Annotated in this window: 15 protein-coding genes and 4 pseudogenes; 9 read left to right on the top strand and 10 right to left on the bottom strand. The window is 32.8% G+C overall.

Annotated elements, in window-relative coordinates:
• Window positions 1-537: 537 nt before the first annotated feature.
• Complete coding sequence (locus BAU23_RS31050) at window positions 538-1,248, bottom strand: DUF6843 domain-containing protein (RefSeq protein ID WP_071735006.1); 711 nt, start codon at window positions 1,246-1,248, stop codon at window positions 538-540.
• Window positions 1,249-2,307: 1,059 nt separating this feature from the next.
• Here BAU23_RS31050 and BAU23_RS18910 point away from each other — a divergent pair.
• The 6 genes from BAU23_RS18910 (at window position 2,308) to BAU23_RS18885 (ending at window position 9,503) form a co-directional block, all read left to right on the top strand.
• Complete coding sequence (locus BAU23_RS18910; protein ID WP_071735005.1) at window positions 2,308-2,841, top strand: RNA polymerase sigma factor SigX; 534 nt, start codon at window positions 2,308-2,310, stop codon at window positions 2,839-2,841.
• Window positions 2,842-3,789, top strand: a complete 948-nt coding sequence (locus tag BAU23_RS18905; protein WP_071735004.1) for a DUF4179 domain-containing protein — start codon at window positions 2,842-2,844, stop codon at window positions 3,787-3,789. It abuts the gene before it with no gap.
• 1,095 nt (window positions 3,790-4,884) lie between these two features.
• Window positions 4,885-5,571, top strand: coding sequence for a response regulator transcription factor (locus BAU23_RS18900; RefSeq protein ID WP_071735003.1), 687 nt, complete (start codon window positions 4,885-4,887; stop codon window positions 5,569-5,571).
• On the top strand, window positions 5,568-6,644 hold the full coding sequence (locus tag BAU23_RS18895) for a HAMP domain-containing sensor histidine kinase (RefSeq protein WP_071735002.1): 1,077 nt from the start codon (window positions 5,568-5,570) through the stop codon (window positions 6,642-6,644). Before BAU23_RS18900 ends, BAU23_RS18895 begins: the two co-directional genes overlap by 4 nt.
• Before the next feature lie 248 nt (window positions 6,645-6,892).
• The gene (locus BAU23_RS18890; RefSeq protein ID WP_071735001.1) at window positions 6,893-7,654 is read left to right on the top strand and encodes an ABC transporter ATP-binding protein; all 762 of its coding nucleotides are present in this window, start codon (window positions 6,893-6,895) and stop codon (window positions 7,652-7,654) included.
• A 16-nt stretch (window positions 7,655-7,670) separates the two neighbouring features.
• Window positions 7,671-9,503: an FtsX-like permease family protein gene (locus BAU23_RS18885; protein ID WP_071735000.1), complete on the top strand. Its 1,833-nt coding sequence runs from the start codon at window positions 7,671-7,673 to the stop codon at window positions 9,501-9,503.
• 272 nt (window positions 9,504-9,775) lie between these two features.
• Here the strand turns inward: BAU23_RS18885 and BAU23_RS18880 are convergent, their stop codons facing one another.
• The 4 genes from BAU23_RS18880 to BAU23_RS18865 form a co-directional block, all read right to left on the bottom strand.
• Window positions 9,776-10,798: a sensor histidine kinase gene (locus BAU23_RS18880; protein WP_071734999.1), complete on the bottom strand. Its 1,023-nt coding sequence runs from the start codon at window positions 10,796-10,798 to the stop codon at window positions 9,776-9,778.
• A complete protein-coding gene (locus BAU23_RS18875; protein ID WP_071734998.1) occupies window positions 10,795-11,466 on the bottom strand; it encodes a response regulator transcription factor in 672 nt (223 codons plus the stop codon). The genes BAU23_RS18880 and BAU23_RS18875 overlap by 4 nt, the downstream gene beginning before the upstream one ends.
• 81 nt (window positions 11,467-11,547) lie before the next feature.
• The gene (locus BAU23_RS18870) at window positions 11,548-13,530 is read right to left on the bottom strand and encodes an FtsX-like permease family protein (protein WP_071734997.1); all 1,983 of its coding nucleotides are present in this window, start codon (window positions 13,528-13,530) and stop codon (window positions 11,548-11,550) included.
• Window positions 13,520-14,287 carry an ABC transporter ATP-binding protein gene (locus tag BAU23_RS18865; RefSeq protein WP_048564021.1) on the bottom strand — a complete coding sequence of 256 codons (768 nt, stop codon included), beginning with the start codon at window positions 14,285-14,287 and terminating at the stop codon, window positions 13,520-13,522. Before BAU23_RS18865 ends, BAU23_RS18870 begins: the two co-directional genes overlap by 11 nt.
• A gap of 246 nt (window positions 14,288-14,533) precedes the next feature.
• On the opposite strand from BAU23_RS18865, the pseudogene BAU23_RS30710 reads away from it, so the two are divergent.
• Window positions 14,534-14,602: pseudogene (locus tag BAU23_RS30710) on the top strand (2-thiouracil desulfurase family protein); the annotation flags it as partial.
• Window positions 14,602-15,066: pseudogene (locus BAU23_RS18860) on the top strand (IS6 family transposase); the annotation flags it as partial. The pseudogenes BAU23_RS30710 and BAU23_RS18860, both read left to right, overlap by 1 nt.
• 37 nt (window positions 15,067-15,103) lie before the next feature.
• Here the strand turns inward: BAU23_RS18860 and colA are convergent.
• From colA to BAU23_RS18835, 4 genes and pseudogenes are all read right to left on the bottom strand, one after another.
• Window positions 15,104-18,007, bottom strand: a complete 2,904-nt coding sequence (gene colA, locus BAU23_RS18855) for a collagenase ColA (protein WP_071734996.1) — start codon at window positions 18,005-18,007, stop codon at window positions 15,104-15,106.
• A 292-nt stretch (window positions 18,008-18,299) separates the two neighbouring features.
• A pseudogene (locus tag BAU23_RS30705) lies at window positions 18,300-19,469 on the bottom strand (ABC transporter permease).
• Between the two features lie 58 nt (window positions 19,470-19,527).
• Window positions 19,528-19,740 (bottom strand): CDI toxin immunity protein, encoded by a 213-nt coding sequence (locus BAU23_RS31045; protein ID WP_420866269.1) that lies wholly within the window; start codon window positions 19,738-19,740, stop codon window positions 19,528-19,530.
• An 8-nt stretch (window positions 19,741-19,748) separates the two neighbouring features.
• Window positions 19,749-19,928, bottom strand: coding sequence for a CDI toxin immunity protein (locus tag BAU23_RS18835; protein ID WP_002094895.1), 180 nt, complete (start codon window positions 19,926-19,928; stop codon window positions 19,749-19,751).
• Between the two features lie 1,005 nt (window positions 19,929-20,933).
• On the opposite strand from BAU23_RS18835, the pseudogene BAU23_RS30700 reads away from it, so the two are divergent.
• Window positions 20,934-21,182: pseudogene (locus BAU23_RS30700) on the top strand (hypothetical protein); the annotation flags it as partial.
• A gap of 32 nt (window positions 21,183-21,214) precedes the next feature.
• Here the strand turns inward: BAU23_RS30700 and BAU23_RS18820 are convergent.
• Window positions 21,215-22,748 (bottom strand): acyltransferase family protein (locus BAU23_RS18820; protein WP_071734992.1); only part of this gene is annotated, 1,534 nt, incomplete at its 5' end.

The following is a 22,748-nucleotide window of genomic DNA, read 5'->3' as shown; positions in this document are numbered from 1 at the left end:
GCTATATACTAGCTAGCAGGTAGAATCACAATCTGATTTCTACTAGTAATGTATGTATTATCTTTGGGATTTAATTGCAAGTAAGTACATCCTAGAGTTGATATTTTCACAGCGTTGATATGTTTCATATCTTGCTATTCCTGGTCCATCAGTGCAAGAATACAAGATTTATTTCGATATGTATGAATGCATATTATTTGTCTTGGATGTTATGATATACTCTCTTTGTGAGCTGATACAAAATTTCTTTAGATTGGAAAACTAAAACCTCATTAACCCAAGTTGGGGGCGCCTTATGGCGTCTTTTTTTAGTTCTGCTAAATAGACATTTAGCTTAGATATTGAAGTAACCCAAAAACAAACAATAAGCTGCCCATTTGGACAACTTATTTACATCATTTTCGAATGCGGGAGTTCCATCTTTCAAAACCACCCTATTAAATAGGATTAGATGTATAAAACATATTAGTAACGGAATGCTCTCGACTTGAGGCTACTACAAATGCTTCCTCCTAATCATCCATATGAATATATGACTTACTTCTGATCAATTTGCCGTTGTTGTTCTTCGTTAAAACAAAATGAGAATTGTGAATGTTCTTCTGCTTCTTTCTTTGTTCCTACAATGAATTGCAAGGTTTGTAATCCCGATGCCGATATTCCTGCTGCATTGTGAATATCTTTGCCTTCTTCTAACCTCTTAACTTGGTTTCCGCTTTTGTCTACATAATAGAATTCTACATTATTCCACCCAGAATCAAGGTCACTTTCCCTACCAATCCTTTCATTCGATGATGTTTTCAATAGTCCATCTTTAGTTACTTGATATATAATTTTCTTATCTTCAATTTTTAGAGGTGGTGCATCCTTGATGTTATGAAGGACACCCACACATCCTTTGTAACCATCAGGTATTAAAAAGACCTTCTTAGCGAAAGAATTATACATATCATATATCCAAACAATAGGGGTACCTAGTATGATGACAGACAAAAAAAAGGCTATTCCAGCATAAGCATATTTACTCTTACGGATAGAGTACCATGCCAAAAATATAAACAGTATAAAAAGTGGTATTGCTTGAATGAAGAGAAATCCTTTCAAAAAATCAAGTTGAGTACTGTCTGGAGGGTCTGTTGCCATCCCGCCTATAAATAATGCTAATGGAGCTGTGATGAGATTCAATCCTAAACTAAGATAAATCAATAACAACAGGTTTTTATTTTTATTTTTTGGTACTTCATCCATCCGAATTCCTCCTACACTTAATACAATTAAGCTCTTGTTGCACAGCAAACCCCTTCCCATTTTGAGAAAGACATGATCCGCTCTTAATATTTTTTCTTTTTAAGCCGATAAAGCCCCATCAGACTGGCTCCCAGTGCAATGACAGTCATAACGATAAAGATACTTAGAGAAGCAACCTAATTTTTGTCCATTACCTGTTCACCTCTCTTTTCCTAATTGTACCATTTGTAAAAATCGATTTGTTGGGATTTTAAAATGTATAGGATATATATGTAAGATTTACGTTATGACTCATTATTAGAAGTAAGAAATATTGAACTTTATCCTCACAAAGCAACCCCTTTTCTTTAAATAACTCTATTTATTTTTTATCCTTTTAGCCAAGAAGACTCCTTCCTCAAGGAGCGTGAAGGGGCACAGCCCAGTGAGTAGGTGGGAGATGAATTGGCTTCGAACAAGGGATGGCAGGAAGCCATCTTAATTGTTCGACATACATAGAGTCTTACTTCCTCGCCATACTTTTCTAATATTTCTTTTTCACATGTGTATTTCATCTCTATTCCTCCAATACGTTTTTTAATTGTATCTACTGTTATTTTTTTTACGATATAACACCCTTGATGTTCCTTGTAATCTCATGCTACCTGTTTCCTACTTTCCCCTATCTTTATCAATACAAACTGTACCTTGCACTTTGACATACAAGTATGTAATTTAAATTACTCTCTCGTGTAACATCCATTCTGCCACGTATATTCCTACTATTTTAACAACGGAGTGATTTACAGAAGAAAAAATCTCATTTTTCACCAATAGAGACTACTATGTTTTTTATACAATTTTTCTAACATAATGTGCTTGCATGATTTCTATTTGTTTTTTTAATCAAACTCCGCTAATAATTTAAGAAACCAAAATGATTTCAATTTTTCATTCATCTGATTGAAAGATGAATGTTTTTTGTACATATTAAAAAAAAATAAGAATTTTTGTTACAAAAATCATCAATTCGGGTTCTTTATAATACAGGCATCAAAATGAGAGTGAGGGTTTAACCACATGTTTAAGATTAAAACGGAAGAAAGGCCTGTTTCGGATGTGACATTTGAAGATTTGTTTAAACAAAACTATGTGTACGTGGTGAAACAGATTGTTTGGATTGTCAAAAACCAGACGATTGCTGAAGAATTGGCACAAGAAATATTTTTACAGTTATACCGCAACAATTGGAAAGGGATTGAAAATCTATCTGGATGGCTACTAAAATCTTCTACTTTTGTAGCTTATAAGTATTTACGATCTGAAAAACGACATCAAGCGAGAGTAGATAAAACCATACAATATCATGAAGTACAGTACATTTCATCCCTAGATGATGACTGGATTAGAAAAGAAGAAATTACAAAAGTACAAATGGCGCTTAGTGAAATGAATGAGAAAGATCGAACCATTTTATTAATGAAATTTTCTGGTTTTCAATATAAAGAAATTGGAGAAGTTCTTCAAATCGACATATCATTTATTGGAACATTATTAGTCCGAGCCAAGCAAAAATTTCGTAAGATCTATCAACAATTAGAGGAGGCGCAATAAATGAATTGTTATGATAAAGGGTTTATTCAAGCATATATAGACGGTGAATTATCTGATGGGACAAGAAAAGAATTCACAAAACACATAGATACTTGTAACACATGCCATGATTTATTTCTCGAAATCACCAAATTAAATCAATGGGAAAATGTCAAGCTAGAAGAAGAAACAGTACATTCATCAAAAGAAATCGAGATTGATGTTGACCAAGCGTGGAAAGTATTTGAAAGTCACGCAAAATTAGAAAACATATCTTATATCAATGAAAAAACGGAACCGAAGAAGGGATTGTTTACAAATATGAATAAAAAATCAAAACGTTTCATGTATACTGCAGTAGCGGTAGTAGGGCTTTTTGCAACAGCCATGATTCCACAAGTTCGAGTGGCAGCTACAGATGTAGCCTCTTATTTTTCCAATGCAATTTCAAATGATAGGATTATTGAAGAAGGAAGAGACGTTACAAAAGGTCAATTTATTCCTCTTGATGAAAAGATTACAGATCAAGGTGTTACAGTACATCTGAAAGAATTATATATAGCGGATGCACGTATATCCGTTCATTACAAAATTGAAAAAGAAGATGGAAATGTAGTACCGTTTGAATTTGATACAACAGGGTTAGAACTTGAAGATGACGGCAAAGTAAACGGTCAACAAGAAAATAACCCCGAGTATAAGAAAAATGGGTACTTCGGACAATTAGCATTTATTCAAGGAGCAAGTGATGGACCATTCGAACTAAAAGCATCAGGTGTAGCATTAAAGGAAATTGGTATTCGTTTTAAAGATAGACCAGAAGGCGTCATCACATTTATCGAAGGTCCTAAAGGAAAAGATTCTTTCAAACAACCACTCATGTTAGATGTACACATAAACAGAATTGGAAAAGTATCTGGATCTTGGAAAACACAACTTCAAATTGACCCTACCAAATTAAAAAAATAAAGTACGTTGTAATGAAAAAAAGAATAGAACGGTGCATTTCCAATACCATGTTTATATTCTTCCTGGTATTACTTACATTCATTTCATACACGATTTTCACTTTATTTTTTTTGATAGGGTAGTCATTAATACATCCCAGTAGAGATAACCTACTGGGATGTTTTATTATTATGGAACATAAAAAAACGCATTAAATACGCCCATGTTAATTCGGAGTAGTTCATTGAAATTTATATATAGGTAAAACATATGATTTCCCCTAGAATTACATGGATATGTATCACATTTAAGTTCACTCACCTTCCTTTGCTTCATTCTTAACACGACTCCATTCATTCTTTAAGTAGTTTTGGTTTTTCAAAACTAAATCCTTTGAGTTTCGTTAAATAATATCTCTTTTTTCCTCCATTGCTTCAGAATGCGCTTCAAATACTTTCTCATGAATGCCCTATTATTTTTTTATAAATCACTTTAGATTCTTATAGTATAATACTTATTTAATGACGTATGACCTTCCTATTGGATTATTGAAAGTTTTATTGAATACTTTACTATATTTAAGTTATTTTTATTAACTATCATTACATTGAGAAGGTAATAGTCAATATTATAAGAGCGGACATTTTTACTGATGGCAACCTGCTGCATAAAGCTTAAGAATTCTTAAGAACTTTTGCCCCTATTTCTTAAGGTTTGGACTCTAGAGTATGATTATGAATGCAAACATACGGTGTGTTAATTATGAATACAATTCGCTTTCTTATTTCTGTATACAATGTACAAAAAATTAGTCGTTCCAACCCTTCCAAGTCCTAGATTTCTTAGAGACAAATTAATTAAGGGAACTGAATTGAAGAAAATAAACATTGTCGAAATTTGAACAAGCTCAGGGGTATTCAAAGGAAAGTTAATTAAAAGTAGATGGAATCTAATGAATTGGATATGGTTTAGCCTTAATATAATGAACAGTATCCCTATATTCAGTATGTTGTTTCTTGTTTTTCACTGTTAGGTTTACAATAAAGAGACGATAGACATGTCTCACCAGCAATTGTTTTTAAATGTTAAATATAAGAAAACTTGTGGAGGAATAAAATGGAGTCAAACATTCTTATTGTTGATGATGATAAAGAGATTAGAAATCTTATCTCTGTATACCTGGAAAATGAAGGCCTAAAAACGCAAAAGGCAGAAGATGCTTTGGAAGCTTTACAATTGTTAGAAGAAAAAGAATTTGATTTGATTATTTTAGATATTATGATGCCGAATATGGATGGTATTGAAGCTTGTATGACGATTAGGGAAAATCGCAATATGCCTATCATTATGCTATCTGCAAAATCTGAGGATATAGACAAAATTCAGGGACTGGCCTCTGGTGCTGATGATTATTTATCAAAGCCATTTAACCCATTGGAATTAATCGCTAGGGTAAAATCCCAATTAAGAAGGTTTAAAAAATACAATACGTCAATCGAACATAATAAAAGCATACTAGAAATTGGTGACTTAACCGTGAATACTGATACTCGTCAAGTATGGGTAAGGAGAAAAGAAACAAGACTAACACCAAAAGAGTTTGATATTCTCGAACTACTTGTCCGTAACAAAGGAATTGTCCTGAGTGTTGCAAAAATATATGAATCAGTTTGGAAAGAGGTTTTTTATAAATCAGATAATACTGTCATGGTGCATATTACAAAAATAAGAGACAAAATTGAAGAAGATTCTAAACATCCCATTTACATTAAAACTGTTTGGGGAATTGGGTATAAAATATGAAGAATGTTAGTTTTAGAAATAGGATCATTATAAAACTTCTTGGTGCTGTTGCAGTTGGTTTTTTTATTTCATTTGGTTTAACAATCCTCATTGTGCAATACGTCATAGATCCATTCTTTGTAAAACACAAAGATTTTGGCTTGTTTGAAGTGAGACTCGCAATGTTGTTCTTATTTACGTTCGCAATCTTAAACTTTATAGTAATCTTTTTGCTACTGGTTCGAAAGAAAATAGCATATTTGAAGCTCATTTCGGAAAATGTGAATGATATTGCAAATGGAAAACTGGGTTTGACAATTGGGATTAATGGGAAGGACGAATTGACCCAACTTGCTCAAAATATCAACTATATGTCCAAGGAATTGGAGAATACATTTGAACAAGAAAGACAATTAGAACGTACAAAAAATGAACTTATCACCAATGTATCTCACGATTTGCGCACACCTTTAACATCAATTATTGGCTATATAGATTTATTAAAAAGAGGGCAATACAACAGTAACATACAATTACAGGAATACCTTGAAACCACGTATTCAAAGTCTCAGAGACTGAAATATTTAATTGATGAGCTGTTTGAGTATACTCGTTTATCTGGTATAGATGCTAAGTTAAACCTTAATGAAGTTGATTTATCAGGTTTGTTGGAACAAATAGTTGGAGAATACATACCTATATTTGAAAAGGAAAGTTTAATCGTTCAAAGATCTATCACGGAAGAAACAATACCTATCTTCATAGATGTAGAAAAAATGGTACGTGTATATGAAAATCTCTTTATGAATGCGATAAAGTACAGCATAAAACCATCCGAATTATCCGTATGTCTTGAACGAATAGATAACAAAGCGATTTTGAAAGTTTCAAATAAAGTTGAGAAACCGCCTGTTAGCGATCCAAATAAGTTGTTTGAAAGGTTTTTCAGGGGGGACAAGGCAAGAAAAGATGACCAAGGAAACGGTCTGGGACTTGCTATCTCAAAAAGAATTGTTGAACTTCATCACGGTAATATACATGCAGAATATAAAGATGGCTGGATGTCCTTTATTGTTGAACATCCAATCAAATAGATTGGCTTATGGAATTACAGGTTCCATAAGCTTTTTTTATAAAACTTAAGAATTCTTAAGGATTTTACAGGGTGTTTCCTAATTTTCATAGTTTATCATGGGTGTATTCAAAGTGATGAGATGAGCAAAGGAGATAAAAGGATAGATTTCATTGTAGCTTTAGGGTGAATGCAACATGACTATTTTGTTAGTAGTAAACAAACATAGTAGCTTATTGTAATGAAATAAAAAAACGTAGGAGGATATATATGATAAAACCAGTTGTAGATGTAAAAAACATTCAAAAATTGTACGGTAAAAAAGGTGAGAATCAATCACACGCATTAAAAGGTGTATCATTCTCAATTCAAGAGGGGGAGTTTGTCGGTATTATGGGCCCTTCTGGTTCTGGTAAAACAACATTATTAAATGTAATTTCAACGTTAGACACAGCAACGGGCGGCGTTGTTGAAATTGCAGGAACGGATATTACGAAAATGAAGCAAGGTGAGCTTTCTGATTTCCGTTCGCAAAAATTAGGATTCATTTTCCAAGACTTTAACTTATTAGAGAATTTATCTATATATGAAAATATCGCGCTACCACTTTCCCTTCAAGGTGTTGCATCTCGTAATATTGGAAAGAAAGTAGAAAAAGTAGCTGATATATTAGGTATTACAGCTATACTTCCAAAATATCCTTCTGAAGTGTCTGGTGGACAAAAGCAACGCTCCGCAGCAGCACGTGCGTTAGTTCATGAACCAGCAATTATTTTGGGAGACGAACCAACTGGAGCTCTAGATTCTAAAAATGCAACGAGTTTACTTGATGCCATGACAAGCTTAAATAAAGAGCAAGGTGTATCCATTATGATGGTTACGCATGATCCTTACAGCGCAAGTTACTGTCAGCGTATTTTATTCATTCAAGATGGTGAGTTATATAAAGAAATTCATCGCGGTGGTACCCGTGAAGAATTCTATAAAGAAATTTTAGACGTGCTTGCAAACTTAGGCACACAAAAAGCGTAAGGAAGGAAGTTCAATCGTGTTATTTAAACTTTCCATGTCAGGGTTAAAAAGTAAGTTACAAGACTATATTGTCTTACTTGTTGGTTTGATTGTAGCTATTTCAACTTTTTATATGTTTCAAACGTTATCATTAAATAAAACGTTTCTTGAATCTAGCTCTTCTATTCGGGATATTGTATCTATATTCCACATTGGTTCCTTTCTGTTAGCGATTATAACATTTTTCTACATTTTATATGCAAACTCTTTCTTAGTATCTCTTCGCCAAAAAGAGTTTGGTATGTATATGATGTTAGGAGCAAAAAAGCATAAAGTTACACTACTTATGTTTATTGAAACAATCGTATTAGGCGCAGCGTCTCTTGCGATTGGAATTACAGTTGGAGTAGGACTTGCAGAAGGTATCGGACAGTTACTAATGAAGCAATTGGAATTTCCTGGTGAGGGTTATCAAGCATTTTATATTCCATCTATAACTGTTACGTGCATCTTCTTCTTTGCACTATTTGTACTATCAGCAATTATGAGTAGTATTAAATTAGTACGATTTTCCGTATTACAACTTGTACATGCAGATGCACAAACAGAACGTGTCGCGGTAAAAGGAAAAATGACAGTTGTAGTTGCATTCCTTGGTTTAATTTTGTTAGGTATTGGTTATGCATCACTGACCTATATTCCACAAGCGGGAATGGCTGCTCTTGGATTAATGGCCCTTGGATTGACCACAGCAACCTTTGGTACTTACCTTTTATTTGGATCACTTCTCCCAGTTATGATTAACAAGTTAAAGAGTAATAAAAAACGTTGTGAGAAAGGCCTCAATGCTTTTACTTTTGCACAATTAAATTTTCGTATGAATAGCCTAGCAAATGTGCTTGCCACGGTAGCAATGTTAGTGGCCCTTGGAGCTGGTGGGATTTCTGGTGGTATGGCATTTAAAAACAACGTAATAAAAATGGTTAATGGTAGTGAAATTTACGATTCAGTCGTTCATAATCCAACAACTGAAGAAAAGAAAATTTTGAATACTATCTTATTTACAGAGAAGCTTGAATATCATTACAAAATAGATGGTCAGTCTATTTACTATTTAAAAGAGGATTTAGAGAAAAATCGTCCTTTAGTATTGAAAAATAGTAATGAGAGAGCAGAGTTTGGGAAAACAAAGAGAGTTTCAGAAGAGTTGCCAATTGGTGCAAACGTGAAGAAGTCACCGCAACAATGGAGTGAAGCTTTCGAAATAATCCAGCCATATTATATGTATCCTGATCATGAAATAAAAATTGTAGACAAAAACATGTACCATAGTATAGAGGGTCGAGAAAGTACTGTGTTTATTGGGAAAACAGATAATTTTAAATCATACTTAAAGGAATGGAAACAACTTGACGAATTACAGTTAGCTAAATATACAAGTATGAAACCTGAAGAACTAAAGAGTAAATATCGAATGTATGATTCTTATCATGGCATGTTCAGTGGATTGATGTTCATGGGATTCTTCGTCGGAATTGCATTTTTAGCAATGATGGCAAGTTGCCTTATGTTTAAAGTTTTGTCTGGTGCATCCAAAGATTGTACGCGTTATCAAATGCTTCGTAAAATCGGTGTTCGCCGAGAGTTATTAACACAATCGATTTATAAGGAGTTATTCTTCGTGTTCTTAGTCCCAGCAATTGTTGGCATTGTTCATGTATTAGTTGGTATGAACATGTTCGGAGCCCTTTTGATTGATCCATATTTTCGTATTTGGTTACCAATTGTTATTTTCGTAGTGATTTACTCGATTTATTACTTCATTACAGTTCAATTGTATAAAAGAATTGTGCTTCCGAAAGAAAATTAATGTAATGATGTTATTTATAAAAAGTATCAACATAATCGGACCCTGTTTTACTGTAGGAGTTTAAACAGGCGAAGTAACACCCTCGAACAATCGCGGGTGTTTTTTTACATTGTTTGAAATGGATAAAGAGCATAGTCTTTAATTACATATACCAATATATTCAATGTCTAAATAATACAAACGGTATGAAGAGAATTTCTACTCTTTTCATACCGTTTTACATTTGTTTATAAGTTTCATATGAAATTCGTGGGAAGATGGCAGCATTTCTTTTATAAATAAGACTCAAAAGTTGCCATACCTGATAAAGGAAATATTAATGTAACTCTAGTTCCTTTATTCACTTCAGATTCAATGCCAATTTTCAATCCTAATTTTGAACATAGTTTTTCGCATAGATACAAGCCCATTCCTGTACTTTTGCTAAATCTTCTTCCATTCTCTCCAGTAAACCCTTTCTCAAAAACTCTATTTATATCTTTAGTTACTATCCCTACTCCATTATCCTCTATAGTTAGTATTACTGAGTTAGTTTTCTTAATTGTGTATATACGTATCATTTGTTCTTTGTTATTTGAGTACTTTATAGAATTTCCTATTATTTGATTAATAATAAATTCAATCCATTTCCCATCACTATATACAATCTCATCAATATCCTGTATATCTAATTTTATTCTCTTATGAATAAAATCCCTATAGTTTCTTTTAATTACATTCCTTACTACATTATCAAGGTTGATTGGCTTTATCATATAGTCTTTATTCACGTTAGAGCTTCGAGAATAATACAGAACCTGTTCAACAAACCCCTCAATTCGATCCATTTGAGAGTCAATTTTATTCGTTACTTCATTTTGATTATTTTCAATTATAAGCTTTGTAGAAGCTATTGGTGTCTTAATTTCATGCACCCATTTCTCTATATATTCTCTGTAATCCAACTGCATATCTCTATAATACTTTACATTTTCATGCATATCTCTACTTACTTCTTTCAGTATAGCGTTAAATTTTTCCCCATGTATAAAGTTTGCTTCCTTTACTACCTCTGGAAGTAGGTATTTTTTCTCCAAGTTTTCTAATATGCCATTAATCTCATTATAATAATTTCTACATTTTATAAATTCTATAGCCATATATGAAATCAATGGAAAAAACCAAATACAAAAGACAAAGAATATTATAATGAACTGAACATTCGCAGTCAGCAATATACCTGCTAATATAATAAATACCAGTACATTAGATAGTATTACTACCATTTTATCTTTAATAAATTCACCTATATTCATGGCATTATATACCCTAAATTTCTTCTTGTTGCAATTGGATTTTCTATACCTATCTCTTCAAGCTTTTTTCTTACTCTATTTATATTAACAGTTAAGGTGGCATCATCCACAAAATAATCAGATTTCCATAAGGTTTCCATGAGTGTATCTCTTTTTACAATATTACCGCGATTATTTATTAAGCATGAGAGTATCTTAACTTCATTTTTAGTTAACTCTACAGACTTGTCTTGATAAGTAACTGTTGCATTCGAAAGATTTAAATTAAAATCTCTATAGATTAAGATATGATTCGTCTTGAAATCTCCAGATGTTCTTCTTAAAATATTTGTTACTCTTGCTAATAGTATTTCTGTATTATAAGGCTTTGTTATAAAATCATCTGCTCCTAAATTCATACTTATTAGTTCATCTACATCACTATCTCTGCTTGTAACCATGATGATTGGAACATATGAAGTTTTACGTATTTCTCTGCATATATAATAGCCATCGAACACAGGAAGATTTATGTCTAGTAATATAAGGTCTGCATTCTCACTTTCTATATATTTGATAATATGATTAAAATCTGTGGGAGCCTTTACTTCATATCCATACTTTATAAAAAAATTTTGTAATTCTTCTCTGATGATTTCGTCATCTTCAATCAGAATGATTTTTTTCATGACTTTTCTCTCCCTATACAGAATATAAGGCTATTACCTCTTGAGAAACAAGGTGTAATAGCCCTAATGAGCATTATAAAATCAAGTATTACTTTTTACAATATTTTTATACCCGACATATGTCGTGTAGAAATATACTACATAAACTACAAGAAATACTAAGCCCGTCATCAATGCTGGTAAAATAATGTCTGTTTGTTGAAACGTGTTAATATAATAATTGACTACATAAATTCCAACTATAGAATGAATTATGGCAAGAAAAACTGGAAGACTAAAGTATACGAAAGTTTGAATAAAAATCGTTTTGTCGATCATTGTTCCGTTTGAACCAATTCTCTTCAAAGATTTATATCGATTTATGCTATCACTGGCTTCTGACAATTGTTGAAGAGCTAATACAGCCATACTCGTTATTAAAAATACAATACCTATATATATCCCAATAAACAGTACGATAGTTTTCAATCCCTTACTTCCTGCATAAACTTCATCCTTTGATTTGCCTGCTATACGATTAATATTTAATTTCGGACCATTTTCGTCATAAAAGCCCCGTGCAACGTTATCATATTTTTTATTATATTCTTCTCTATTTCCATCTAAATAATTTACATTAAGTACGGATGCAGTAATTTTGTGGCCTGATAAAAACTCATCATTTATAACAATTGTGAAGTAATTAGTTCGCACATCATAAGTGTAAAGATTCTCTTGTATAACCTTAGCGTTTTTTACCAAATATTCTTTTTCTTTAATATTCACCTTATTGCTATTTTTTAATCTTTCATTTGTCGAATTAACAAACCGGCTTTCATTTGATAAAAGTAAAATTTCATTGTTATTTAAAGTGATTTCCTTTTCACCTTTAAGATTTAAAATTTTATTATAATCAGATACTTTAATGAAATCTATACTGTGATTATAATCTTTAAGTTCTGGTACAAAGTCCACCACTTCCATCCCTGTTTGATATACATTATAAGATACATATTTTTCGTTATTACTTATTTTAAAATTAAATTTATTTAATACATCTTCTATAGTGTAACTTTCATCCTTATTCTCCAACGTAATACTGGCATCAAATGGTGTTATTTCTTTCGTTGTTGCGTCCATCATTCTGTTAAAGCTGATTCCTGTAGATAAAGCCACCATTGTAAGGCATAACATTAAACAGATTACAGACATGGATATAAAATTTGTATTCACCTTACTATTTATTTGTTTGATGATAAATATATTTAACCCTTTAAAATAGACTTTTTTATTCTTCTTTACAACATATAATATAAATCCAGACAAACTAAAGAAAAACAGCAATGTACCTAATATGCCAAGAATGATTGATACCACGAGCATAGGATTAGTAAAATTCAATCCGATTTTTAGTACAGTCACATATGCATATCCAAGTGATGCTACACACATAATAAATGTGATTACATAGATAAGAGGATTTCTAAATTTTACATCTTCGTTTTTTCTACCTGCTGTTAACATATCAATTATTTTGTATTTAGAAACAACATATACATTAAATAACATAACAAGTAAAAACATGATTCCAAAGTATAATACGCTTTTACCTATAGCACCTGTTGAAATTGCAAATTTATATTTATTAATGGGCAAGTCAAATAGCTTTAATGCAAATGTAGATAAACCCTGCGATACTCCAATACCTATTATAAGTCCACTCACTAAAGATATAACGCCAACTAGAAATGTCTCTGTTACTAATATTCTGGATATGTTTCCTCTTCCCATACCTAAAGTCATGTATATTCCTAATTCTTTCTTACGTTTTTTAATTAAGAAATTATTTGCATACAATATTAAACCACCTAATATTACGGATACAAATACTGACACATTTGAGATAGCGTTCATAACTGTAGGCACATACTTTCTATCTGAAGCGTTAATTTCCATAAGTGCCTTTTGTGATTCTATTGAGTTAAAGCTATAAAATATACAAACAGCCAGTGTTAGTGTTAAGAAATATATTGCATAATCTTTAAAACTTTTCTTTACATTCCCAATAGCAAGCTTAGAGTACATTATTATCGTCACCTCCAAGAAGGGTTATAACTTCGATAATTTTAGTAAAGAACTCTTTTCTGGAATCATTTCCTCTTACCAACTCGATAAATATTTTGCCATCATTAATAAAAAGAATTCTATGAGCATAGCTTGCTGTAAATGCATCATGAGTAACCATAAGTATGGTAGCTTTTAAATCCTTATTTAAACTTTCAAATCTTTCAAGTAATAATCTAGCTGATTTAGAATCTAACGATCCTGTTGGTTCATCTGCAAGTACTAAAGATGGATCTGTTACGATAGCTCTTGCCGAACCAACCCTTTGTTTTTGTCCGCCTGACATTTGATAAGGGTATTTGCTTAATACTTGTTCAATGTCTAAATATTTTGCAACTGCTTGTATTTTCCCATCAATTTCTGAACTTTCCTCACCTTTTATAGTTAACGCTAGGGCAATATTTTCATAAGCGGTAAGAGTATCTAATAAATTAAAGTCCTGAAATATAAACCCTAATTCATTTTGTCTAAACTTATCTAGTGATTTTGATTTTAACCGCGTAATGTCACTATTATTTATCATTATTTTTCCCGTCGTAACATGATCAATCGTTGATATACAGTTAAGTAATGTAGTTTTGCCACTTCCTGAAGGCCCCATTATCCCAACAAATTCTCCCTCATCTACCTTAAAACTAATATTATCTATAGCCTTTGTTACATTATCTTTATTACCGTAATATTTTTCAATTTTTTCTACACTTAATATATTTCGCATTAGTACTTCTCCTTTTTCATTATAAAAATTCTTTAACTCCTATTCATTTTATATAATTTCATTATTAGTATCGATGGAATTACATTTCATTAACATTACATTTTTGTTATATTGAGCGATACCTCTACATGTAAGTTATCAGAAATCGCGATAGTATAAGTAAGGATTATTCGATGCCTTACCAAAGAGGCAGATAAATGTAGGGCTATCTGTTCTGGTGCAAAAAACGATAAGATTTATGTAATTAGTGGAAATAAACAAACTGGTTACGGCGTAACAACAGCTCTATTTAAAGGACATGGATTCATAGTCATTTGGATGAGACGTATATCAAAGTTAAGGGAGAATGGCGTTATCTCTATCGTGCAATTGATAAAGATGGAAACACGTTGAATATTCAACTTCGTAAAAAACGGGATCATCAGGCTGCCTATGCCTTTATGAAAAGATTAGTAAAACATTTTGGAGAACTAACAGTTCTTACTACAGACAAAGCCCCGTCCTTGCTTTGTGCGTTCAAAAAACTGAAAAAGAACGGCTTTTATGTACGTACAAAACATTGTACCGTTAAATATCTCAATAACCTGATTGAACAGGATCATAGGCATGTAAAGAGACGTTTTGCCAAATCAGCGGGATTGCAAAATCTTCGTCATGCTTCAAGAACCATAAAAGGGATTGAAACAATTCAGGCGATATATAAACAAAGACGAAGTCTTGAATCAGACTCCGTCTTTTCAGTGTACAAAGAACTACAGCAATTAGTAGCGATTGCTTAAAGTCTATTTCCAATTTGTAGACCTCTCTATATTTTTTCTAACTTTGCAACAGAACCGAATATGTTCCCTTTCCGTTTTCCTTTTCAAAAAATGAAACTAAATAATACTTCCCAGGTTTCGCTTCAAATTTCCCTTTTATATTATTTCCATCCGCTTGGCCCGTAATAACAGGATGTTCTAAATCTGATTCGTGATATACATCCCATTGTATCCCAATTCCCAGTTCATCTATAAAAGAAATATCTACTTCTTTTGGAGATGTGACATTGAATGTGTGCATATACGCCATATTTGGACGATCCATATTTCCTTTTGAAAGCTTATTAAAACGAATTACCTTTGCATTTTGATAGTTATGACCTGCTGGCTCATCCTGTTTTACGGTAACCGATGTTTGTCCTCGGCCTACTTTTCCTTTATTATCTTTCACTGTTAGCTTTGCAGTATATGTTCCCTCTTTTCCATATACATGAGTAGGATTTGCTTCTGTACTTGTTGTACCATCCCCAAAATCCCAGAGATAAGAAACAATTTTTCCACCTGTGCTTTCTGTACCATCGCTATGAAACTCAACCTTTTCATTTAATATTTCATTGTACGGTCCATTCATATTTACTTTAACAGTCTGTTTTTCTTCTTCTCCCGTTGCAACACCATGGAATACAACATCATATTCAAATTGATTTTTCTCATTCACACGATAATTAACAAAATACGCTGTAACTGTTTTGTAGCCGCTCCATTCTTTTTGCGCTAACTGTTCTAAAGATTGATTGATTTTCTTGCTCATCGTTTTCCAATCCTCAGATTCTCCTTTTGTTACGCCACCTGTATATGTCCCTTCTAATGTAAACGTATCAAAAAATTGAGACTTATGCTTTGTAATCGTTGCATCTTTTATCTTTGCTACATCCGTAATGTCTTTCTTTACATCAGCTAGTGGCTTTGGTGAAGGGGTAGCTAAATAATCATCTGATACTTGCGGAGTATTATATGTACCCTGATTATCAATTAACTGCTTCATATAGTCTTGGTATCCTTTATTTAAATTTGGATCCTTACTTAAAGCTTCACGATATGCGTCATAATTCTTCACATCATTTGCACGAATGAAATCTTGAATCTTATCGAAAGTTTCAAATTGATGAGTATATAAGTAAGACTGCAGTGCAAAAGAATAATTATAAAAGTCCCATTTTTCGTCTCCTTCTCCATATTTCGAAAATAATGTTCGTTCTGCTGTATAACGTTTCGCAGGATCAGATGATAATCCACTAATTATACTTTTGCGCGGAACAACATTATTCGTACGAGTAGATCCTGCAAAAAATTCTGCATTTCCTTCTTCAAACCAAGTCAAACGTTGATCTTGATACATTTCTCCTTGTCCCCATGATCCTGGAACTTCGTATCTTCCCTGTAAATAGTGTGTAAATTCATGACGGAACAATTCTTCCAAACTATAACGACTTTGCTGCGGTGTACGCTCAAATGTAAAGAACGTTCCGATTCCTTCAATATAAATCCCACCATTATTCGTATCATATCCATATAGTTGGCTATTTCGTTTATATTCATCTGGATTATTATAAATGACGATTGTCAGTACATCATCAGCTTTCCCTGATTCTAACGCTCCATCTTTTCCAATTACACGATGATACTGCGCTTTTACTTCTTTTGCAGCCCAATATAGTTTCTTAACCTTTTCTTCCGTTACTTTATCTCCTGTTTTAAATACAATAGAGCCGTCATCGAATGTATACGTTTTTGGTAAGTACTGCTGCTGGCCTTCTTCACGTATTTTCTTAAAATCTACTGTATTTCCGTTATAATCTTTTCCACCATAGTTTGTTGAAATTTGCTCTACCGCATTAAAATAAGCCTCACTTAAACGAGGGTACATATGCATTGCTTGTGTAAGTACTTCTAAAGATTTATTTGGATTACTATGGAAATTCCCTAAACGACCAGTATAATATATACCATTATTAATTAACCATTTATTTTCTGTTGTTAGATGGTTCAAAAGAGCCATTCGACTAACTTCATTTATGTAACCATCAATTTTCCCATACCATATTGTTTCATCCGCTTTTTTACGTGTCTCAAACAAGTAAGACTGTATATCATCATCAATCCCTTGTATAAGCTCATACAAGGCGTCCCCTTTCTTCTTGTCACTTATATATGTGGAAATATTATCGTTATATTGCTTTAATATATTCGCCGCATATTGAACTGTTTCAGCATCACAAGAAGCGTTTCTAATTAATTTACCGTATGCAGATACCACTGCATCCTGTTTATCTGTACCAAATTTAAAATTCGGATTTTTTGCAATTGCTTTTAATGCAGGTAAACATTTATCATGAAAGCTTCTCTCATTTAAATAGCTTACCTCTCTATTATTAAAGCCTACATAAGATATGGAACGTAATACTTCAGCAAACGTCTCAATCCCTTTTGTATCATCTTTTGTAAACGTGCTTCCACGACGACCTAATTCATCAATAATAACCTGTATTCGCTCTTTATTCTGATAAAACTCTTTTGTTTCTTGATTAAATTGATCTAAATCTGTAATTTGATTCCAACTAATACTTGCCAATGTATCGATGAATTCGTCATTACTCATTCTATTCAGCTCTGCCACAGAATACTTTTGCTGAAATTGTTTTGCCGCTGCTCGTTTCACGACCGGAGCTGAACGTTGTGAAAAATCGCCTACTTTTAAACGTTCTTCATAAGACAATGTTTCGTCTGATTTTGTAGAATGTGCAATTTCATCTGTTGAAGTTTCTATCCCAATTGGTTTCTTTTGTAACACATTATAAGGTGTGTTTTCTTCCGCTGATACTTGTGTTTGGATACTTCCAAATGATAAGGCCATTGTACTAATACCGAGCATCATTTGGGTAAACCTTGATTTCTTGTTCATAACATTTCCTCCATTTATATATTACATTCAATAAATAACATATTATCCCGATGAAATAATGTAAAATGCAATATTGCATATTCTTTCTTTGTACATTTCTGTACACGGTAATGTTGAACAAAAAATCATAAAATGCCTCCTATTTTTGTGTTTAAAAACCTTGTAAATTTACGTGTATTCAGATAAACATACCTTTGCAAACAAAAAAGAATCCCAAAAGAAACGAGGAATTCTTTTTTGTTTTATCTTTTTATCAGAACCACATTAAATAAATAGCTTTCTACTAATAAACTTATTCATAACGAAGGGCTTCAATTGGATCTAATTTTGCTGCTTTGTTCGCTGGGATCAACCCGAAAATAATACCAAGTGTCATAGAGAATAACACACCGCCAACGACTACTTGCCATGAAACAAGTGGTGGCCATTTTGCAAATGTTGACACAATATATGCACCTCCATAACCAAGGCCAATTCCAATTAGTCCCCCAAGAAGCGTTAACATAACAGCTTCAATTAAGAACTGTAGTAAGGTTTTACTACGCGTTGCTCCAAGTGCTTTACGTACCCCAATCTCACGAGTACGATCTGTTACAGATACAAGCATAATGTTCATAACACCGATACCACCAATAATCATCGTCATGATATTTGTCATTTTAGAAATACCCTTTTGAATTTCTTTTAAGTTTAGTACCTTATATTTACCTGTAAACTCACTTTGCTTACGACTATTTAATACATCAGCTGCTTTCTTTCCAGCGGCATCTAAATTATCGATTTTTTTCGCTTGGACAGAAATACTTTGAATTTCATCTGTTCCATACAACGTTGGCCATAACGTTAATGAAATAACGCCTCGGAATCTCCCATTCCCATAAATCCACCTGTAGCTTCATATACACCAACGATTTGCATTGGTTGGCCTTTCATTTCAATGATTTTTTCCAATGGGATTCTCTTTTTCAAATATCCTTTTTTCTAAACCCACGCTAATAATGACAACATTATTTCCTTGTTCAATATCTGTATCATTTAAAGAATGACCTTTTTTCACCTTAACTTTATTTACAGCAAAGTATTCATCGTCTAGCCCTTTTATATTTACCATTTCTTTTTTATCATTAACATCTAGTGTTTCCATATTTTAATTTGTCTTAATTACATGTGCATTCTCTGAAATCTTCTTAATTTCAAAAATATCTTCTTCTGTCAATTTCGGTTTTCCTATTGATTCCATACCGGATGGATCATTCATGTTGGCCTTATAATGAATAGAAATCACACTATTTCCAGAACCAACAAATTGTGATTTTAATGCAGCTTTCCCGCCCTGTCCAATCGCAACAACGGTAATAATAGAACCTACACCGATAATAATCCCTAGCATTGTAAGGGCTGAGCGCAGCTTATGAGCTAGAATAGAAGATAGGGAAATTTTGATACTATCTAGTAAACTCATACCGCACACCTTCTGTCTTCTGTAATTTTTCCATACTGATCACGCACCTTTTTTAGAATCATACTATCAGTATGTCCAAGTTTAGGAGATTACTTGAAATGGTCTTGAAATTTTCGCACCAGAACCCATATATCCAAGTATCAAAGCTAACCGCATTAACATCGTCTATTACTTCGAAAACCTTATCTAAGTCTGTCTTACCAATTGGTAATTTCCCTTCATTCCAAATTAAATAAACCTTCTTATTATATTCATCGTAACAACTATTCAAATATGAAATTATTCATCAATTGTATTTATTTCAATGCACTGAGTTATTTTTGACCATTCAATGCGTCCCCCTTGTGTAATATAAAAATTAGTTTCAAAATTTATAAGAACCATTTCTCTTTCTTCTTTAGATAAGATTCTTATATTCTGTCCCAAAATTTCAATACATTCCTCTAACAATGTTCCCATACTATCACCTACTTGTTTAAATAATTTAATAATGATATATAAGTTTCTTCGTTCCCCTCAAGTCGAACCTTTTTATCGGGTTGTAAAGAGATATGAGGAAAAGGGAGTGAAATAAATAATCGTATACAACCACTCTCTTATTATAGATATGTTCTGTTTGTGAACATATAAAAAGGGAAAAGAATTATAAAAATCCTTCTCCCTTTTTACCTACTGGAACTTTCATAATCATTAGCTTCGCAGTACATCGAAAAATGCTGTAGAATTTAACTTTTCTATCATAACAATATAAGCCGTCTTTTAATATGTAATATTGCATATTAAAATAACCTGCTATCTATATAAACACTTACTATAATGAGAGTATAAAGATTCATAATATCTTAATATAAAAAAGGAGGAAATGATTATGGAAATCGCAATGGCAATTTTGAAATTTGTAGGTGGAGTACTTCCATTCGTTCAAGAACTTTTAAAAGCATTTATGTAGGCTTATCATTCAGCAATTATTTATAAGAATTATCATACAAATGATCTGTATATCAAAGATGAATTGATGTGCAGATCATTTGTGTGAGCAAACTTTAAACAAGAAAAAGAATCCTAGAAACCATAAGGGATTCTTTTTCTTTATGTAATTAAGGATATAACATTTTTTCTACCGATAATGGGACGTTATGTTAACTTTACATGGATGTCCTATTCATCCAAATTTGCACAAAATTGTCCTTGCTGATGGTACAATTAGAGGGTTCTGGTGCAAACCTCGAATGCTGTCAAAATATACACAAAAATATGAGAGTAATTACAAACGTTCAATCTTTACAAAGTATAAAAATACGGATTTTTATATTGATTTCCGAACAACTCATTCTCTTGAGAATATAACATTCATGTTGGATTATCTACGTAATCATTTTTGCACCAGAACCAAAAATAAGCCCAAAGAATTAAATAATTCTTCGGGCTTATTTTTAAAGTTAGGAAGTTACATTCTTTCTTCCTATAAATAATCTCACAGAACAGGACCAGCGACATGTAAAGCGACAGACACTTTTCCAAATCCGCAGGATTTCAAAACATTCGTCATGCCTCACGTATAGTAAACGGCATCGAAACCATTCATGCCCTGTATAAAAAAGACGGAGTCTTCAACCAAACTTCGCTTTTTCGACGTATAATGAATTACAGAAATTATTGATGACTGCAAAAAATTTGTCTTCCTCAACCATAGATCTTTTACATTTCAGTTAATTTTGCAAAAGAAGTTAATAAAATATATCTAATTATTGATTCACCGCTTTGGCTACAAGTGCTGCGTATGCTTCTGCACCTACTTTGGTTAAATGCACACCATCAGGTGCAAAGTAGTCTCCCTTTCCAGCACTTGCTGCATACCAATCTACTAGAGTTATATTCGGATATTCAGATGTTGTCGCTTTTAATCTCTCATTCACGATTGATTCCCACGGACGTGGTACCCTCGTATTAATAAATATCATTTTACGTTCATTCCCAATTAAATTTATTAATGATACAAGTTGCTCAGTAGTAAAGGCTCCATTTGTACCTAATCCAATAATGACATAGTTTCCTAAATTCCCTTCATTCTTTAACTGTTCAACTACAGGAATCGCTTTTGACAGTTGGCGACCAATTTGTGCATCAATCCTAATATCAGGAAAAGTATTTTTTAAATACGGAGCAATATCAATCATAACGGAATCGCCTATTGCAGTAACGGTGTGAGCATCTTTAGGTTGCGCAGAATTTACTTCTTTTGATTCTTCTTGATTTTGAGGCGTCTCTTGAGTTGGATTATCCCAAGATGCAACTGGATGTTTCGCAGGGTGTGTTTGTACTGCTTCCGCCTTATCTAGTTGAGGATTCTCCTTAGCCTTACTAACTTTTGTTAACCCAAAGACGGCTATCGACGAAACGAATACTGCACAAATTAAAGCTAACTTAACACCTAAAGCGACATTTTGAATTCTTAAATTCTTAAACTCAATATTTCGGAGCGCACCTTGTCGGATTGGTTTTTCAATATACTTCCATGAAATTTGCGCAATCATTATAATAAGAAGAAATTGAAGAATTGCTCTTATTAGTGAGAAATCTCCAGCATTTACTTTTGGAGTCGTCAATGTGAGAATTGGATAATGCCAGAGGTATATGCCATACGACCTTATCCCTATCCAGCGTAAAGGTCTAAATCGTAAAAATTGAGCGATGCGGCTAGCTGGATGAGCAAGATTTGCCACTAACAATGCTGTTGCAATTGATAAGAGAACCATTCCTCCATTGTATAGAAACGGATCATATTGATTCGTCTTCCAAAACATAAGTAATATAATAATAAGAGCAGTTCCTCCCACTACATCAAGAATGAGACGCGCCTTTGGAATAATTTTATTTGCAAGCCTATTGCTTGGCCAAAGTAAGGCAAGTGCCGCTCCAATAAGTAAAGAAAAGGCCCTCGTATCTGTGCCATAATAAATTCTGCTCGGATCAGTTCCAGGTTCATACAAAATTGCCATCGCTAAAGCTGAAGCAACAGCTCCCAGACAAATCAATAAAATCATACGGGATTGTTTTTTTATGTGGTAAAGTCCTAAACTAATGATAAACGGCCAGACAACATAGAATTGTTCCTCAACTGCTAACGACCAAAAATGATTCAATGGAGAAAGCTGGTTAAAATTATCAAAGTACGATAATTTATGATAGATATACCACCAGTTACTAACATAAAATAACGCCGCTAATGAATCTCCACACATTTTTTCAAGTAAAGAGCTATGAAAAATCGTAATCCAT

Source organism: Bacillus nitratireducens (genome assembly GCF_001884135.1).
In the GTDB taxonomy this organism is placed as follows: Bacteria; Bacillota; Bacilli; order Bacillales; family Bacillaceae_G; genus Bacillus_A; species Bacillus_A nitratireducens.
Note: the sequence above shows the minus strand (reverse complement) of the source record. Positions and strands in the feature narration are given on the sequence as shown.

What these genes read in the sequence shown, in the direction of transcription:
- BAU23_RS31050 (WP_071735006.1), bottom strand. Translation starts at nt 1,248, where the DNA reads ATGGATGAAGTACCAAAAAATAAAAATAAAAACCTGTTGTTATTGATT.
- BAU23_RS18910 (WP_071735005.1), top strand. Translation starts at nt 2,308, where the DNA reads ATGTTTAAGATTAAAACGGAAGAAAGGCCTGTTTCGGATGTGACATTT.
- BAU23_RS18905 (WP_071735004.1), top strand. Translation starts at nt 2,842, where the DNA reads ATGAATTGTTATGATAAAGGGTTTATTCAAGCATATATAGACGGTGAA.
- BAU23_RS18900 (WP_071735003.1), top strand. Translation starts at nt 4,885, where the DNA reads ATGGAGTCAAACATTCTTATTGTTGATGATGATAAAGAGATTAGAAAT.
- BAU23_RS18895 (WP_071735002.1), top strand. Translation starts at nt 5,568, where the DNA reads ATGAAGAATGTTAGTTTTAGAAATAGGATCATTATAAAACTTCTTGGT.
- BAU23_RS18890 (WP_071735001.1), top strand. Translation starts at nt 6,893, where the DNA reads ATGATAAAACCAGTTGTAGATGTAAAAAACATTCAAAAATTGTACGGT.
- BAU23_RS18880 (WP_071734999.1), bottom strand. Translation starts at nt 10,798, where the DNA reads ATGAATATAGGTGAATTTATTAAAGATAAAATGGTAGTAATACTATCT.
- BAU23_RS18875 (WP_071734998.1), bottom strand. Translation starts at nt 11,466, where the DNA reads ATGAAAAAAATCATTCTGATTGAAGATGACGAAATCATCAGAGAAGAA.
- BAU23_RS18870 (WP_071734997.1), bottom strand. Translation starts at nt 13,530, where the DNA reads ATGTACTCTAAGCTTGCTATTGGGAATGTAAAGAAAAGTTTTAAAGAT.
- BAU23_RS18865 (WP_048564021.1), bottom strand. Translation starts at nt 14,287, where the DNA reads ATGCGAAATATATTAAGTGTAGAAAAAATTGAAAAATATTACGGTAAT.
- colA (WP_071734996.1), bottom strand. Translation starts at nt 18,007, where the DNA reads ATGAACAAGAAATCAAGGTTTACCCAAATGATGCTCGGTATTAGTACA.
- BAU23_RS18835 (WP_002094895.1), bottom strand. Translation starts at nt 19,928, where the DNA reads ATGGGAACATTGTTAGAGGAATGTATTGAAATTTTGGGACAGAATATA.